A 14793-nucleotide genomic window follows, 5' to 3' on the forward strand; every position below is an offset into this window, starting at 1 on the left:
CCTCCGCAAGACCTGCGTTCGGCCTCCTGAAGTCGCGAAGTTACGGGCGGCGCCTGGGCTGACGCAGCTGTCGCTAGCTGGGTATGGCGCTAGACTCCTGATCGGCAACGGCAACGGCAACGGCAACGGCAACGGCAACGGCAACGGCAACGGCAACGGCAACGAGCAGCACATTTGCATCTGGGCAATCAGATAAACTGCCTCCATGTCTGATTTTTCTCTCCCCCAAGCCCCCCTGCAACGCCTCGACCTATCTTGGTTACGCCACGCAGGAATCGAAGCTGCGGTCCTGCGCCTGGACCTGATCGACCCGCTGATCAGCGGCAACAAATGGTTCAAGCTGCGTCATCACCTGCTCCAGGCGCGCAAGGCCGATGCACCGGGCCTGATCAGCCTGGGGGGTAACCATTCCAACCATCTTCATGCCCTGGCGGCGGCTGGCAAGCGCTTCGGCTTCGCCACTGTCGGGCTATTGCGTGGCCACCCCCAGGACACACCGACGGTGCGAGACCTGCGAGCCCTGGGCATGGAGCTGTTTTGGCTCGGTTTCGGCGGCTACCGCAATCGCCATGAACCCGGTTTCTGGGAGCCTTGGCAGGCCCGCTACCCGGGTTGGCACTGCATCCCTGAAGGCGGTGGCGGCCAAGCTGGCGCGCAGGGCTGCGGTTTGATCGTCGCGCAATGCCGGGCGCAGTTGGCAACGCTCGGCTGGACGGACTACGACGCCTGGTGGCTGGCGGCAGGCACCGGCACGACCTTGGCCGGAATGGTGCTGGAGGAGGCGGGCAGACATGTGGTCCATGGCGCCCTGGCCGTGCCCCTTGACCACGGTGTACCGGAAACCGTCGCAGCGCTGGCGGGCGTGCACGCCTACCAATTGCACGACGCCAGCCGTGGCGGCTTTGCCCGTATCGACGACGCACTGCTGGCGTTCATCGCCGACACCGAACGGCAAACCGGCATGCCGCTGGAGGCGCTCTACACCGGCAAGGCCCTGCTGGCCCTGCGCGACCGGGTCGAGGCCGGGCATTTCGCTCCCGGCACCCGCCTGGTATTCCTGCATACCGGAGGCCTGCAGGGACGACGCGGTTACTTGTAGGGCAGCATGCGCAGCAGGGTGTTGTCACGCCGCACGTAGTGATGATAAAGCCCGGCCAGTGCGTGCAGGCCGATCAGCCAGTACCCCCAGCTGCCGATGCGTTCATGCCAGCCCTTGATGAACTTGCTCAGGTCCGGATCCGGGGCGACGATGGCCGGCAGATCCAGGCCATAGAACGGGATCGGCTTGTCGGCGGCGCTGAGGATTGCCCAGCCGGCCAGCGGCAGGCCGATCATCATCAGGTACAGCAGCAGGTGCACCAGGTGCGACAGGCCGGTCTGCCAGGCTGGTGGCTTGGGCACGATCGGCGGCGTGGGGCGCGACAGGCGCATGGCCAGGCGCAGCCAGACCAGCACGAACACCGTCAGCCCGAGCATGAAGTGCAGGTCTTTCATCAGGTCGCGTTCGGCGCTGCCCTTGGGGAACAGGCCGCGCAGCTCGATGCAGGCGTAGACGGCGGCCAGCAGCACCAGCATCAGCCAGTGCAGGGCGATCGACAGGCGCGCGTAGTGGGCCGCAGGAGTGGATGAAACCATGGTGGGTCCTCGTCATCAGGTCGGAAAGAGCGCTCTTGATGGCGCCTGCCCCTAACTCTAATCGCTGGCGTGGAAATGTGTTTGCTTCAGATCTATCAATCATGGCCGACACAACGGGCCTGGGTAATGGCTTTGGGCCTGCACCCGATCTCCATCGCACAAGGATCCTGTGTCAATGAAACGCCTCATCTCCACCCCTCGGGTAGCGCTGTTTGGCGCCCTGTCCCTGCTGCTCGCCGGCTGCGAGCAAGCCCCGGCGGTCAAGACTCCACCGATTGCCGCGCTGACCATTCCACTGTGCGTGAACGACGAGTGCGCGGTGCTGGACCAGAACGGCGCATTTCGAGTCGCCCCAGGCAGCGAGTTCACCCAGATCTACACCCAAGCCTTCACCAACGCCTTCATCTTCGGACGTGGCGACTACTGGCACCTGGCAAGTGGTGACGGCAAGCAGGTGATTCGCGCCGACCTCACCGATGAGCTCTACACCTTGACCCCTGGCCTGTTCGGCTACGTCCGCAATGGCAAGGTCGGAGTAATGGATGAGCAGGGCAAGGAAGTCCAGCCGGCCATCTTCGACACTGTCTATGTCGGAGGTGACAACGACTTCATCGTCTATGAGATCGACGAACTGCGCGGCATCCTCACGCCTCAGGGCGAGAAGGTCAGCGAAGCGGTGTTCGACTCGCTGTACGTGCGCGAGGATTTCGCAAAGCGTGGCAACTGGGTGCTGGCCGAGCGGCAAGGCGAGAGCTGGGGATACAACCTCCAGACCAAGGTGTTGCGCAAGCTGGACTTCGACACCATTGTCAGCGCGGCTGACGGATATCTGGTGGTCACCCGCGAAGGCGGCGCGGGCAAGGGGCTGGCTGATGCCTCCGGCAACCTGGTGATTGCGCTCGACAAGGGTTGGCTGGGCACGCCAGGCGGTGGTCTGGTGGCCTTCAGGGATGGTTACGACAAACCTTGTGGCTACCTGGATTATCAAGGCAAGGTCGTCATCGAGGCGCAATACCAGAACTGCGAGACGTTCGGCAAGGTTGGCGGCATGGTGCAGTTGCAGCGCACCGGCGAAGACCGCGGCAAGGCCGGGATGATCGGGCATGACGGCAAATGGCTGATCGAGCCCGAGTACGACTCGATCGGCGATGCGGGTATTGGCCTGCTCGGTATGAGTGGCCATCGCCCGGGTTTCAACCATATCGGCAAGCTGCAGAACATGTTCCTGGCAACCTACGGAACCATCGACCTGGACCAGGGGAAGGTCGTGTTCCAGCCCATATACAAGCAGATCGGCGTGGTTGCGCCCAAGCGCTATGCCTTCACCGAGCTGAAATCGCCGAAGAAGACGGTGATGCTCCTCAGTATGCCGAGTGAAACCGATACCGTGGGCCTGATGGACGAGCAGGGCAAAGTGCTGGTTCAGCCGGAACAGTTCGTGTCGTTCAAGCTGTTGGCCGATGGCCGCCACCTGCTGGCTGCCGAGGGCAGCAATTCGGATACCCTGCGCGCGCTGTACGACATCGATGGCAAGCTGCTGGTGCCCGCCAAATGGCAGGACCTGGAAGTCGACGAGGCGCGTGGCGCGATCTTCGCCTATCGAGTCGAGGGCAATGGCGATGACGCCGTGCGCACGCTGCGCGCCCTGTATCGTCTGGATGGCAGCGTGGTGTTCGACACCAATCGTTTGCCCTGTGGCGCGGAACAGGTGGTCGATGGCAAGGGCCAGGTGCTGTGGCCGAAGGATGCCCAGGCCCATTGCCCGGCGCCTGAGCCGGTGGCCGAGGCGTCCTGACGCTTGAGCACCCGTCGCCGGTGAATCGGCAGCGGGTGCTGCTTCAGCGTGGGGGGAGGTGCGGCCAGTTGTCGGCCACCAGGAACATCCGTTCGACCTCTTCCCACGTTCCGTCCGCCTGTTCCTCCACTCTGCACAGCAAGTGTGCGTGGGCATCGGGTTCCAGCCCTTGCCGCCAGGCGGTGAAGCGCGTTGCGTTCCAGCAGGCCTGTGCTTCAAAGCGCGCTGGCGCCAGCCATGCCTGGCGTGGCAGGGGCTGCCAGCATCCGTTATCGGCTTCGCTCCATTCAGATTGGCGCAGCCAGCCACCGCGCAAGTGCCGGGGGTTGGCCCCGTCAGGTGGACGGGTCTGCCCCGACCGTGGGTAGAACAGGTAGCCGCCAAGCCACAGGTGGGCTTGCACCCGGTCCAGACCCAATCCGGCCAGCACAGTGTGACTCTGCGGTCCGCTCGACATGGGCAGCTGGTGGTGCACCAGGTGTGCCAGCTTGCGTCCCAGCCGATCATGGCAACCGGGGCCGAGCCAGAGGCCTGGGTCGCCACCGTCGCCGCTAGGCGGTCCCAGGTAGAGCTTGATGGCCAGCTCCAGATGATGATCGCCTTCGCGGTCACGCAGCAGAATGTCCAGCTCGCCCAGGGTGTGCCCGCCGTCGCGGATCGCCAGGTTGGCCGCCAGCAGCTCGATACCCGGTGCCTGCTGCAGGGCGAACTGCCACAGGCTTTCGTAGTACAGGCCCAGCCGCCGGCTGTTCAGGCGTGCCAGCCAGTCCAGCAGCGGCGCAGGCTCCTGGTCGAGCGTCACGAGCCATTGGCCCAGGCGCTGCGGATCATCGGCCCAGGCGCTGCCCTGCAGCGGGTGGCGCTGGGGGCAGCCGGCCTGCGCCAGCAGCGGGGGCGACAGCAGCGCCCAGGCCAGGTCGCGCACGGCAGGGTGGCGCAGCTGGCGGGGCAGGGGCTCGAGATCGGCGAAGGGCGTCATCCTGCGAGCATAGCCGGTTTGCCGCTGGCCGGTCCTTTCGCCCATAATCCCGGCATTGTCACCCCGCCGCAGAGCCTTGCAGGAGCACCATGGAGCAATTTCGCAATATCGGTATCATCGGACGCCTTGGCAGCTCCCAGGTGCTCGACACCATTCGCCGACTGAAAAAATTTCTCCTCGAGCGCCACCTGCACGTGATTCTCGAGGACACCATTGCCGAAGTCCTGCCCGGCCACGGCCTGCAGACCTCCACGCGCAAGCTGCTGGGCGAGGTCTGCGACCTGGTCATCGTGGTTGGCGGCGACGGCAGCCTGCTCGGCGCCGCCCGTGCCCTGGCCCGTCACAATATCCCGGTGCTGGGGATCAACCGCGGCAACCTGGGTTTCCTCACCGATATCCGCCCCGACGAGCTGGAGGAGAAGGTCGCCGAGGTGCTCGACGGCCATTACCTGGTGGAGAACCGTTTCCTGCTGCAGGCCGAGGTGCGTCGTCACAACGAGGCCATCGGCCAGGGCGACGCGCTCAACGACGTGGTGCTGCACCCGGGCAAGTCGACGCGGATGATCGAGTTCGAGATCTACATTGACGGCCAGTTCGTCTGCAGCCAGAAGGCCGACGGCCTGATCGTCGCCACCCCGACCGGCTCCACCGCCTACGCGCTGTCCGCCGGCGGCCCGATCATGCACCCCAAGCTGGATGCCATCGTCATCGTGCCGATGTACCCGCATACGTTGTCCGGCCGGCCGATCGTGGTCGACGGCAACAGCGAGCTGAAGATCGTCGTGTCCAAGGACCTGCAGATCTACCCGCAGGTTTCCTGCGACGGCCAGAACCATTTCACCTGCGCCCCGGGCGACACCATCACCGTGAGCAAGAAACCGCAGAAGCTGCGCCTGATCCACCCGCTGGACCACAACTACTACGAGGTCTGCCGCACCAAGCTCGGCTGGGGCAGCCGCCTGGGCGGCAGGGACGACTGATGCTCGATCCGGCGCGCAGTTTCGACATCATCGGTGACGTGCACGGTTGCGCGCTCACCCTCGAACGCTTGCTCGACGCCCTCGGCTACAAGCGCATCGGCGGGGTCTGGCGGCATCCGCGGCGCCAGGCGTTGTTCCTGGGCGACATCGTCGACCGTGGCCCACGCATCCGCGAGGCGCTGCACATCGTTCATGACATGGTCGAGGCCGGCCAGGCGTTCTGCATCATGGGCAACCATGAGTACAACGCCCTGGGCTGGGTCACCCCGGCGTTGCCGGGCAGTGGCAAGGCCTTCGTGCGCGACCATACCCCGCGCCATGCCCGGCTGATCGACGAGACCCTTACCCAGTTCGCCCAGCACCCCGGCGACTGGCACGATTTCATCCAGTGGTTCTATGAGCTGCCGTTGTTCGTCGACGCAGGCCGCTTCCGCCTTGTGCATGCCTGCTGGGACCCACGGCTGATCGAGCCGTTGCGTCAGCAGTACCCCACGGGCTGCATCGACGAGCACTTCGTGCAGGCCTCGGCAGTGTCCGGCAGCTTCGCCTCGACAGTGTGCAACCGCCTGCTGCGCGGCACCGACATGCGCCTGCCGGACGGCCTGACCCTGACCGGCGGCGACGGCCTGACCCGCGCCTTCTTCCGCACCAAGTTCTGGGAAGAGGACCCGCAGACCTACGGCGACATCGTGTTTCAGCCCGATGCGCTACCCGACGAGGTGGCCCGCACGCCGCTCAGCCACAGCCAGAAGAACGCCCTGCTGCGCTATGCCGAGGACGAACCGTTGCTGTTCGTCGGCCATTACTGGCGCAGTGGTCGGCCGGCGCCGATCCGCGACAACCTGGCCTGCCTGGACTACAGCGCCGTGCTCTACGGCAAGCTCGCGGCCTACCGCCTGGACGACGAGACCCGCATCGACCCGCACAAGTTTGTCTGGGTCGATGTCGACCGCCCGCAGGCCAGCCAATGAACGTGGTCGAAGTGCTGCGCCTGCCGCTGGCGGTCGATCTCAGCGGTTTCGTCGCCCTGCTGCGTCGTCTGCAGGTGCCGCACCGGGTGGTGGAGGAGGGCGAGGAACAGGTGCTCTGGGCGCCGCCGGCCATGGCCCACGAAGTACTGGAACTCTATCGACGCTTCCCTGAGGGCAATGCCGACCTTGAAGCCATGCCCGAACCTGTGGACGCTGGCATGCCGACCGCCCCGGCGGCGCCTTCGCTGAAGGAGCAGGCCCTGGCCTGCAAGGTCACCGCCGCGGTACTGATCCTGAGCCTGGTGGTCGCCGGGGTGACCGGCCTGGGTGACAACCTCTCGACCATCGGCTGGTTCACCTTCCTGTCGTTCAAGGTGCAGGGCGACTACCTGTACTTCACCCCCTTGCTCCAGGGCCTCGCCGAAGGCCAGTGGTGGCGACTGGTGTCGCCGATGCTGTTGCATTTCGGCGTGCTGCACCTGGCCATGAACGGCCTGTGGTACTGGGAGCTGGGCAAGCGCATTGAGCTGCGCCAGGGGCCGTGGATGTTGCTGGGGCTGACACTGTTGTTCAGTCTGGTGTCCAACCTGGCTCAGCATTTCACCAGCGGGCCGAGCCTGTTCGGCGGGCTGTCTGGCGTGCTCTACGGCTTGCTCGGGCATGTCTGGCTGTACCAGTGGCTGGCGCCGAACCCGCAGTTCAACCTGCCCAAGGGCGTGCTGGTGATGATGCTGATCTGGCTGGTGATCTGCCTGAGCGGCGTGGTCGGCCAGCTCGGCTTCGGCCAGATAGCCAACGCCGCCCATGTCGGCGGGTTGCTCATCGGATGCCTGACGGGGCTCTTGGGTGGCGCGCTGGCGAGGCGTAAACTGACCGCCTGACTGAGGAGACAGCATGTCCACGTTCGCGCAAATGATCGAAAACATCACCCCCGAGATCTACGAGAGCCTGAAGACGGCCGTGGAGATCGGCAAATGGTCCGACGGCCGCAAGCTGACCGCTGAGCAGAAGGAGCTGTCGCTGCAGGCGGTGATCGCCTGGGAAATGAAGAACCTCCCCGAAGAGCAGCGCACCGGCTACATGGGCCCGCAGGAATGCGCCTCGAAGTCGGCGCCGATCGCCAACATCCTCTTCAAGTCGGACTCGGTACATTGATCGAACTCGCTCGTGGCTCTCTGAGCAAGATGGCGGTGCGCCTGGACGCACCGGTCGTTCAATACAGTTTCCGCCTGGATGACACCGAGGTGCCGGTCAACCCGCTGATCGGCCAGTCGATCCGCCTGGAGTACCTCGGCGCGATCCACTGCAGCCATTGCGGCAAACGCACCAAGACCAGCTTCAGCCAGGGCTACTGCTATCCGTGCATGACCAAGCTGGCTCAGTGCGATGTGTGCATCATGGCCCCGGAACGCTGCCACTACGACGCCGGCACCTGCCGCGAGCCGTCGTGGGGCGAGCAGTTCTGCATGACCGACCACGTGGTGTACCTGGCCAACTCGTCGGGCATCAAGGTCGGCATCACCCGAGCCACCCAGCTGCCCACCCGCTGGCTCGACCAGGGCGCCAGCCAGGCGCTGCCGATCATGCGCGTGGCCACCCGCCAGCAATCCGGGCTGGTCGAGGATGTGCTGCGCAGCCAGGTGCCGGACCGCACCAACTGGCGCGCGCTGCTCAAAGGCGACGCCGAGGTGCTCGACCTGCCGGCCATCCGCGAGCAGATCTTCGACGCCTGCGCCGACGGTATCCGTGGGCTGCAGGAGCGCTTCGGCCTGCAGGCCATCCAGCCGCTGCCCGACGCCGAGGTGGTGCAGATGCGCTACCCGGTCGAGGCCTACCCGAAAAAGATCGTCAGCTTCAACCTCGACAAGGATCCCGTCGTGGAAGGCACGCTGCTGGGCATCAAGGGCCAGTACCTGATTTTCGACACCGGCGTGATCAACATTCGCAAGTACACGGCCTACCAGCTGGCCGTGCTCCAGTAAAAGGATCGTCACCATGCGTACCGAACAACCGCAAGTGATCTACCTCAAGGACTATCAGGCCCCCGAGTACCTGATCGACGAGACCCACCTGACCTTCGAACTGTTCGAGGACCACAGCCTGGTCCATGCGCAGCTGGTCATGCGCCGCAACCCCGAGCGCGGCACCGGCCTGCCGCCGCTGGTGCTCGATGGCCAGCACCTGGAGCTGCTGAGTGTGCAGCTGGACGACCAGGCGCTGGGCGCCAACGACTACCAGCTCGATGACGACAGCCTCACCGTGCATCCCAAGGCCGAACGCTTCACCCTGGATACCAGCGTGAAGATCCACCCGGAAAGCAACACCGCGCTGGAAGGCCTGTACAAGTCCGGCAAGATGTTCTGCACCCAGTGCGAGGCCGAGGGCTTCCGCAAGATCACCTACTACCTCGACCGCCCGGACGTGATGAGCACCTTCACCACCACGGTGATCGCCGAGCAGCATCGCTATCCGGTGCTGCTGTCCAACGGCAACCCGGTGGGCAGTGGCCCGGGTGAGGATGGCCGCCACTGGGCGACCTGGGAAGACCCGTTCAAGAAGCCGGCCTACCTGTTTGCCCTGGTAGCCGGTGACCTGTGGTGCGTCGAGAGCGAGTTCACCCGCCAGTCCGGCCGCGCCGTGACCCTGCGTATCTATGTCGAGGAAGAGAATCTCGACAAGTGCGACCACGCCATGGTCAGCCTGAAGAAGTCCATGCGCTGGGACGAGGAAGTCTATGGCCGTGAATATGACCTGGACATCTTCATGATCGTCGCGGTCAACGACTTCAACATGGGCGCCATGGAAAACAAGGGCCTGAACATCTTCAACTCGAGCTGCGTGCTGGCCCGCGCCGAGACCGCAACCGACGCCGCCCACCAGCGGGTCGAGGGCGTGGTGGCCCACGAGTACTTCCATAACTGGTCGGGCAACCGCGTGACCTGCCGCGACTGGTTCCAGCTGTCGCTCAAGGAAGGCTTCACGGTGTTCCGCGATGCCGAGTTCAGCGCCGACATGAATTCGCGCACGGTCAAGCGCATCGAGGATGTCGCCTACCTGCGTACCCATCAGTTCGCCGAAGACGCCGGCCCCATGGCCCACCCGATCCGCCCGGACAGTTTCATCGAGATCTCCAACTTCTACACCCTGACGGTGTACGAGAAGGGCGCCGAGGTGGTCGGCATGGTCCACACCCTGCTGGGGGCCGAGGGCTTCCGCAAGGGTAGCGACCTGTACTTCGAGCGCCATGATGGCCAGGCGGTTACCACCGACGACTTCATCAAGGCCATGGAAGACGCCAACGGTGTCGACCTGACCCAGTTCAAGCGCTGGTACACCCAGGCCGGCACCCCGCGCCTGGAGGTCAGCGAGGCCTATGACGCTGCCGCGCAGCGCTACAGCCTGACCTTCCGCCAGAGCTGCCCGCCGACACCGGGGCAGGTTGAGAAACTGCCGTTCGTGATCCCGGTGGCGCTGGGCCTGCTGGATGCCCAAGGTAACGACCTGCCGTTGCGCCTGGCCGGCGAAAGCGCCGCCACTGGCACCAGCCGCGTGCTGTCGGTGACCGAAGCCGAGCAGACCTTCACCTTCGAAGGTATTGCCAGCCAGCCGCTGCCGTCGCTGCTGCGCGGCTTCAGCGCACCGGTCAAGCTGAGCTTCCCGTACGATCGCGACCAGCTGATGTTCCTCATGCAACACGACAGCGATGGCTTCAACCGCTGGGAAGCGGGGCAGCAGTTGGCCGTGCAGGTGCTCCAGGAGCTGATCGGCCAGCACCAGCGTGGCGAAGCACTGTGTCTCGACCAGCGCCTGATCACTGCCCTGGGCACTGTGATTGGCAACGAGTCGCTGGACCCTGCCATGGTCGCCGAGATGCTCTCGCTGCCGGGCGAGGCCTACCTCACCGAGATCAGCCAGGTGGCCGATGTGGATGCCATCCACGCCGCCCGCGAGTTCGCCCGCCGGCAGATCGCCGAACAGCTGTTCGGTGCCCTGTGGGCGCGCTACCAGGCCAACCGCGAGGTCTCGCGCAAGACCGCCTACGTGGCCTCGGCCGAGCACTTCGCCCGCCGCAGCCTGCAGAACATCGCGCTGTCGTACCTGATGCTCAGCGGCAAGCCGCAGGTGCTCGAGGCGACCCTGGAGCAGTACGAGCACTGCGACAACATGACCGAGCGTCTCACCGCCCTGGCGGTGCTGGTCAACTCGCCGTTCGAGGCCGAGCGCGCCAAGGCCCTGGATGCCTTCTCCGAGCACTTCAAGGACAACCCGCTGGTCATGGACCAGTGGTTCAGCGTGCAGGCGGCCAGCACCCTGCCGGGCGGCCTGGCGCGGGTCAAGGCATTGATGCAGCACCCGGCCTTCACCCTGAAGAACCCGAACAAGGTGCGCGCGCTGATCGGTGGTTTCGCCGGGCAGAACTTGGTCAACTTCCATGCCGCTGACGGTTCGGGGTATCGCTTCCTGGCGGATCTGGTGATCGAGCTCAATGCGCTGAACCCGCAGATCGCCTCGCGTCAATTGGCGCCGCTGACCCGCTGGCGCAAGTATGACGACCAGCGTCAGGCGCTGATGAAGGGCGAGCTGGAGCGGATCCTCGCGTCCGGTGCGCTCTCCAGCGATGTGTACGAGGTGGTGAGCAAGAGTTTGGCGTAAGCCTGGTCCAACGCTATCGCGGGGCAAGTCGGGTCGCCGCATCGCCGCTCCCACGCCATACCTCGTGCGGCGTGGGAGCGGCGATGCGGCGAACCGACTTGCCCCGCGATGCGTTTGACGGTTAACAAAACATAACGTCCCGCTCGTTGTTTTCTGTCGGACAAGCCCGATACGATGGCCAGAAGCTATTCCAGGCCTCTGGACCAGGGGTTTCGGCAGTGCCTGGCAATAGATTGACCCACCACAAGAACACAACAGGGGGCAGTCATGAGAGAGCGGATTACGCCACGCCGCAGGCTGGCGGCAGGCGCGATGCTGGCACTGGCGCTGGGCATCGGCGCCGGCAATGCCGAGGCGGCGGTGGCCGCCGAGGAATACTCGGTGGAGTCGGCCAAGGCCAGCCAGAGCCTGTTGATCGGCGCCACCCACGCCGGCCAGCGCCTGGTGGTGGTTGGCGATCGCGGCCATATCCTGTTCTCCGACGACCAGGGCAAGACCTGGACCCAGGCCCGGGTGCCCACCCGGCAACTGCTTACCGCCGTGTTCTTCCTCGACGACAAGCGCGGCTGGGCGGTCGGCCATGATGCCCAGATCCTCGCCAGCAACGACGGCGGCGCGACCTGGAGCAAGCAGTTCGAAGACCTGTCCCGCGAAGCGCCCTTGCTCGACGTGCGCTTCATCGACGCGCAGCATGGTTTTGCCGTGGGCGCCTATGGCGCGCTGCTGGAGACCACCGATGGCGGCCAGCACTGGCAGGACGTCGCCGAGCGCCTGGACAACCCCGACCAGCTTCACCTCAACGCCATTACCCAGGTGAAGGACGCTGGCCTGTTCATCGTCGGCGAGCAGGGCAGCATGTTCCGTTCCAGCGATGCCGGCCAGAGCTGGACAACGGTGCAGGGCCCCTACGAGGGCTCGCTGTTCGGTGTGATCGGCACCGCCCAGCCCAACACCCTGTTGGCCTACGGCCTGCGCGGCAACCTGTTCCGCTCCACCGATTTCGGCGATAGCTGGCAGCCGATCGAACTCAAGGCCGAACGCGGGCCGCTCGAATTCGGCCTGGCAAGCGCTACGCTTCTCGAGGACGGCAGCCTGGTGCTGGTCGGCAATGGCGGCAGCGTGCTGCGCAGCCATGACGACGGGCAGACCTTCAGTGTGCGCAACCGCGCCGACCGCATCGCCCTGTCGGGTGTGAGTGGCCTGGGCGGTGGCGGTCTGTTGCTGGTCGGGCAAGGGGGTGTGCACCTGGCCTCGGCCGACGGTACCCAGGAGGTGCGTCCATGACCAGCCGGGAGAGCTTCGACATGCAGCACAAGGACAAGGCCACCCTGCTGGAACGCCTGATTTTCAACAACCGCCCCGTGGTCATCGCCATCTGCCTGCTGGTGAGTGTGTTCCTGTTCTGGCAGGCCACACAGATCCGCCCGTCCACCAGTTTCGAGAAGATGATCCCGCTGCAGCATCCGTTCATCGAGCAGATGATGGAGCACCGCAACGACCTGGCCAACCTCGGCAACACCGTGCGCGTCTCGGTGGAGGCGGTCAATGGCGACATCTTCGACAAGGACTACATGGAGACACTGCGCCAGATCCATGACGAGGTGTTCTACATCCCCGGCGTCGACCGCGCCGGGCTCAAGTCGCTGTGGAGCCCGAGCGTGCGCTGGAGCGAGGTCACCGAAGAGGGCTTCTCCGGCGGCGAGGTGATCCCCAATACCTACAATGGCTCCCAGGACAGCCTCGACACCCTGCGCGACAACGTGCTCAAGTCAGGCCAGGTGGGGCGCCTGGTGGCCAACAATTTCAAATCCAGCATCATCGACATCCCGCTGTTGGAGAACCATCCCGACCCGCAGGATCCGGGGCGCCAGGTCAAGCTCGACTACCAGCAGTTCTCCCACCAGCTGGAAGAGAAGATCCGCGACAAGTTCCAGGCACAGAACCCCAACGTGAAGATTCACATCGTCGGTTTCGCGAAGAAGGTCGGTGACCTGATCGACGGGCTGGTGATGGTGGCGATGTTCTTCGGCGTGGCGCTGGTGATCACCTGGGCGCTGCTGTACTGGTTCACCTGGTGCATCCGCAGCACCATCGCCGTGCTCATCACCACCCTGGTGGCGGTGGTCTGGCAGCTGGGGCTGATGCATGCGGTGGGCTTCGGCCTGGACCCGTACTCGATGCTGGTGCCGTTCCTGATCTTCGCCATCGGTATCTCTCATGGCGTGCAGAAGATCAACGGCATCGCCCTGCAGTCCAGCGACGCCGACAACGCCCTGACCGCAGCGCGGCGCACGTTCCGCCAGTTGTTCCTGCCGGGGATGATCGCCATCCTCGCCGACGCCGTGGGCTTCATCACCCTGCTGATCATCGACATCGGGGTGATCCGCGAGTTGGCCATCGGCGCCTCGATCGGCGTGGCGGTGATCGTGTTCACCAACCTGATTCTGCTGCCGGTGGCGATCAGCTACGTCGGCATCAGCCAGAAGGCCATCGCCCGCAGCAAGAAGGATGCGACCCGCGAGCATCCGTTCTGGCGCCTGCTGTCCAACTTCGCCAGCCCCAAGGTGGCGCCGGTATCGGTGGTGCTGGCGCTGCTGGCCTTCGGCGGCGGCCTCTGGTACAGCCAGAACCTGAAGATCGGCGACCTCGACCAGGGCGCGCCGGAGCTGCGCCCGGACTCGCGCTACAACCAGGACAACAGCTTCATCATCAGCAATTACTCGACCAGTTCCGATGTGCTGGTGATCATGGTCAAGACCCCGGCCGAGAGCTGTTCGATCCACTCGACCATGGCGCCGATCGACGAGTTGATGTGGACCATGGACAACACCCCCGGGGTGCAGTCGACCATCTCCCTGGTGACCGTGTCCAAGCAGGTCATCAAGGGCATGAACGAGGGCAGCCTGAAATGGGAAACCCTGTCGCGCAACCCGGACATCCTCAACAACTCCATCGCCCGTGCCGACGGCCTGTACAACGCCGACTGTTCGCTGGCGCCAGTGCTGGTGTTCCTCAACGACCACAAGGCCGAGACCCTGGAGCGGGTCACCGCCGCGGCCAAGGCCTTCGCCGACAGCCACAGCAAGGACGGCCTGCAGTTCCTCCTGGCGGCGGGTAATGCTGGCATCGAGGCCGCCACCAACGAGGTGATCAAGTCGGCCGAGCTGACCATCCTGATCCTCGTGTACATCTGCGTGGCGGTAATGTGCATGATCACCTTCCGCTCGTTCGCCGCGACCTTGTGCATCGTCCTGCCGCTGGTGCTGACTTCGGTACTGGGCAACGCGCTGATGGCCTTCATGGGCATTGGCGTGAAGGTCGCCACGCTGCCGGTGGTGGCGCTGGGCGTGGGCATCGGCGTGGACTACGGCATCTACATCTACAGCCGCCTAGAGAGCTTCCTGCGCGCCGGCCTGCCGTTGCAGGAGGCCTACTACGAGACCCTGCGCTCCACCGGCAAGGCGGTGCTGTTCACCGGCCTGTGCCTGGCCATCGGCGTGTGCACCTGGATCTTCTCGGCGATCAAGTTCCAGGCCGACATGGGCCTGATGCTGACCTTCATGCTGCTGTGGAACATGTTCGGCGCCCTGTGGCTGCTGCCGGCGCTGGCACGCTTCCTGATCAAGCCAGAGAAACTGGCGGGCAAGGAGGGTGGGTCGATCTTCGCCCATTGATCCTCAGCAAGGGGCCGCTGCGCGGCCCAATCGCCGGCAAGCCCACAGGTATGCGCTGGCCTTGAAGATGGCGCGATCTCTGTGGGAGCCGGCTTGCCGGCGATTG

The 14793-nt window shown here is 64.9% G+C and carries 13 protein-coding genes; 11 read left to right on the top strand and 2 right to left on the bottom strand.

Annotated features, from left to right (window positions below):
* Both AC3WL2_RS24505 and AC3WL2_RS24510 read left to right on the top strand, forming a co-directional pair.
* Nucleotides 1-196, top strand: a 196-nt coding sequence (locus tag AC3WL2_RS24505; RefSeq protein WP_218277073.1) for a hypothetical protein, incomplete at its 5' end; no start/stop codon positions are given.
* A 9-nt stretch (nucleotides 197-205) separates the two neighbouring features.
* The gene (locus AC3WL2_RS24510) at nucleotides 206-1099 is read left to right on the top strand and encodes a 1-aminocyclopropane-1-carboxylate deaminase/D-cysteine desulfhydrase (RefSeq protein ID WP_102685342.1); all 894 of its coding nucleotides are present in this window, start codon (nucleotides 206-208) and stop codon (nucleotides 1097-1099) included.
* On the opposite strand, the gene AC3WL2_RS24515 is transcribed toward AC3WL2_RS24510, so the two are convergent.
* Nucleotides 1090-1635 carry a cytochrome b gene (locus AC3WL2_RS24515; protein ID WP_102685343.1) on the bottom strand — a complete coding sequence of 182 codons (546 nt, stop codon included), beginning with the start codon at nucleotides 1633-1635 and terminating at the stop codon, nucleotides 1090-1092. The two genes, AC3WL2_RS24510 and AC3WL2_RS24515, sit on opposite strands and share 10 nt — an antisense overlap.
* A gap of 175 nt (nucleotides 1636-1810) precedes the next feature.
* On the opposite strand from AC3WL2_RS24515, the gene AC3WL2_RS24520 reads away from it, so the two are divergent.
* Complete coding sequence (locus AC3WL2_RS24520) at nucleotides 1811-3430, top strand: WG repeat-containing protein (RefSeq protein ID WP_102685344.1); 1620 nt, start codon at nucleotides 1811-1813, stop codon at nucleotides 3428-3430.
* Between the two features lie 43 nt (nucleotides 3431-3473).
* Here AC3WL2_RS24520 and AC3WL2_RS24525 read toward each other — a convergent pair whose 3' ends face one another.
* Nucleotides 3474-4454 carry a DUF1853 family protein gene (locus AC3WL2_RS24525; RefSeq protein ID WP_102685345.1) on the bottom strand — a complete coding sequence of 327 codons (981 nt, stop codon included), beginning with the start codon at nucleotides 4452-4454 and terminating at the stop codon, nucleotides 3474-3476.
* A 44-nt stretch (nucleotides 4455-4498) separates the two neighbouring features.
* On the opposite strand from AC3WL2_RS24525, the gene AC3WL2_RS24530 reads away from it, so the two are divergent.
* The 8 genes from AC3WL2_RS24530 (at nucleotide 4499) to AC3WL2_RS24565 (ending at nucleotide 14687) form a co-directional block, all read left to right on the top strand.
* A complete protein-coding gene (locus AC3WL2_RS24530) occupies nucleotides 4499-5389 on the top strand; it encodes an NAD(+) kinase (protein WP_011532967.1) in 891 nt (296 codons plus the stop codon).
* Nucleotides 5389-6360: a metallophosphoesterase gene (locus AC3WL2_RS24535; RefSeq protein ID WP_102685346.1), complete on the top strand. Its 972-nt coding sequence runs from the start codon at nucleotides 5389-5391 to the stop codon at nucleotides 6358-6360. Before AC3WL2_RS24530 ends, AC3WL2_RS24535 begins: the two co-directional genes overlap by 1 nt.
* Nucleotides 6357-7241 carry a rhomboid family intramembrane serine protease gene (locus AC3WL2_RS24540; protein WP_102685347.1) on the top strand — a complete coding sequence of 295 codons (885 nt, stop codon included), beginning with the start codon at nucleotides 6357-6359 and terminating at the stop codon, nucleotides 7239-7241. Before AC3WL2_RS24535 ends, AC3WL2_RS24540 begins: the two co-directional genes overlap by 4 nt.
* Nucleotides 7242-7254: 13 nt before the next feature.
* Nucleotides 7255-7515, top strand: a complete 261-nt coding sequence (locus AC3WL2_RS24545) for a YeaC family protein (protein WP_011532970.1) — start codon at nucleotides 7255-7257, stop codon at nucleotides 7513-7515.
* On the top strand, nucleotides 7512-8342 hold the full coding sequence (locus AC3WL2_RS24550) for a DUF2797 domain-containing protein (RefSeq protein ID WP_102685348.1): 831 nt from the start codon (nucleotides 7512-7514) through the stop codon (nucleotides 8340-8342). Before AC3WL2_RS24545 ends, AC3WL2_RS24550 begins: the two co-directional genes overlap by 4 nt.
* Before the next feature lie 13 nt (nucleotides 8343-8355).
* Nucleotides 8356-11013, top strand: coding sequence for an aminopeptidase N (gene pepN, locus AC3WL2_RS24555; RefSeq protein ID WP_102685349.1), 2658 nt, complete (start codon nucleotides 8356-8358; stop codon nucleotides 11011-11013).
* Between the two features lie 267 nt (nucleotides 11014-11280).
* Nucleotides 11281-12297 carry a WD40/YVTN/BNR-like repeat-containing protein gene (locus AC3WL2_RS24560; protein ID WP_102685350.1) on the top strand — a complete coding sequence of 339 codons (1017 nt, stop codon included), beginning with the start codon at nucleotides 11281-11283 and terminating at the stop codon, nucleotides 12295-12297.
* Nucleotides 12294-14687, top strand: a complete 2394-nt coding sequence (locus AC3WL2_RS24565) for an efflux RND transporter permease subunit (protein WP_102685351.1) — start codon at nucleotides 12294-12296, stop codon at nucleotides 14685-14687. The genes AC3WL2_RS24560 and AC3WL2_RS24565 overlap by 4 nt, the downstream gene beginning before the upstream one ends.
* Nucleotides 14688-14793 lie beyond the last annotated feature (106 nt).

Source organism: Pseudomonas sp. FW305-96, assembly GCF_058783825.1.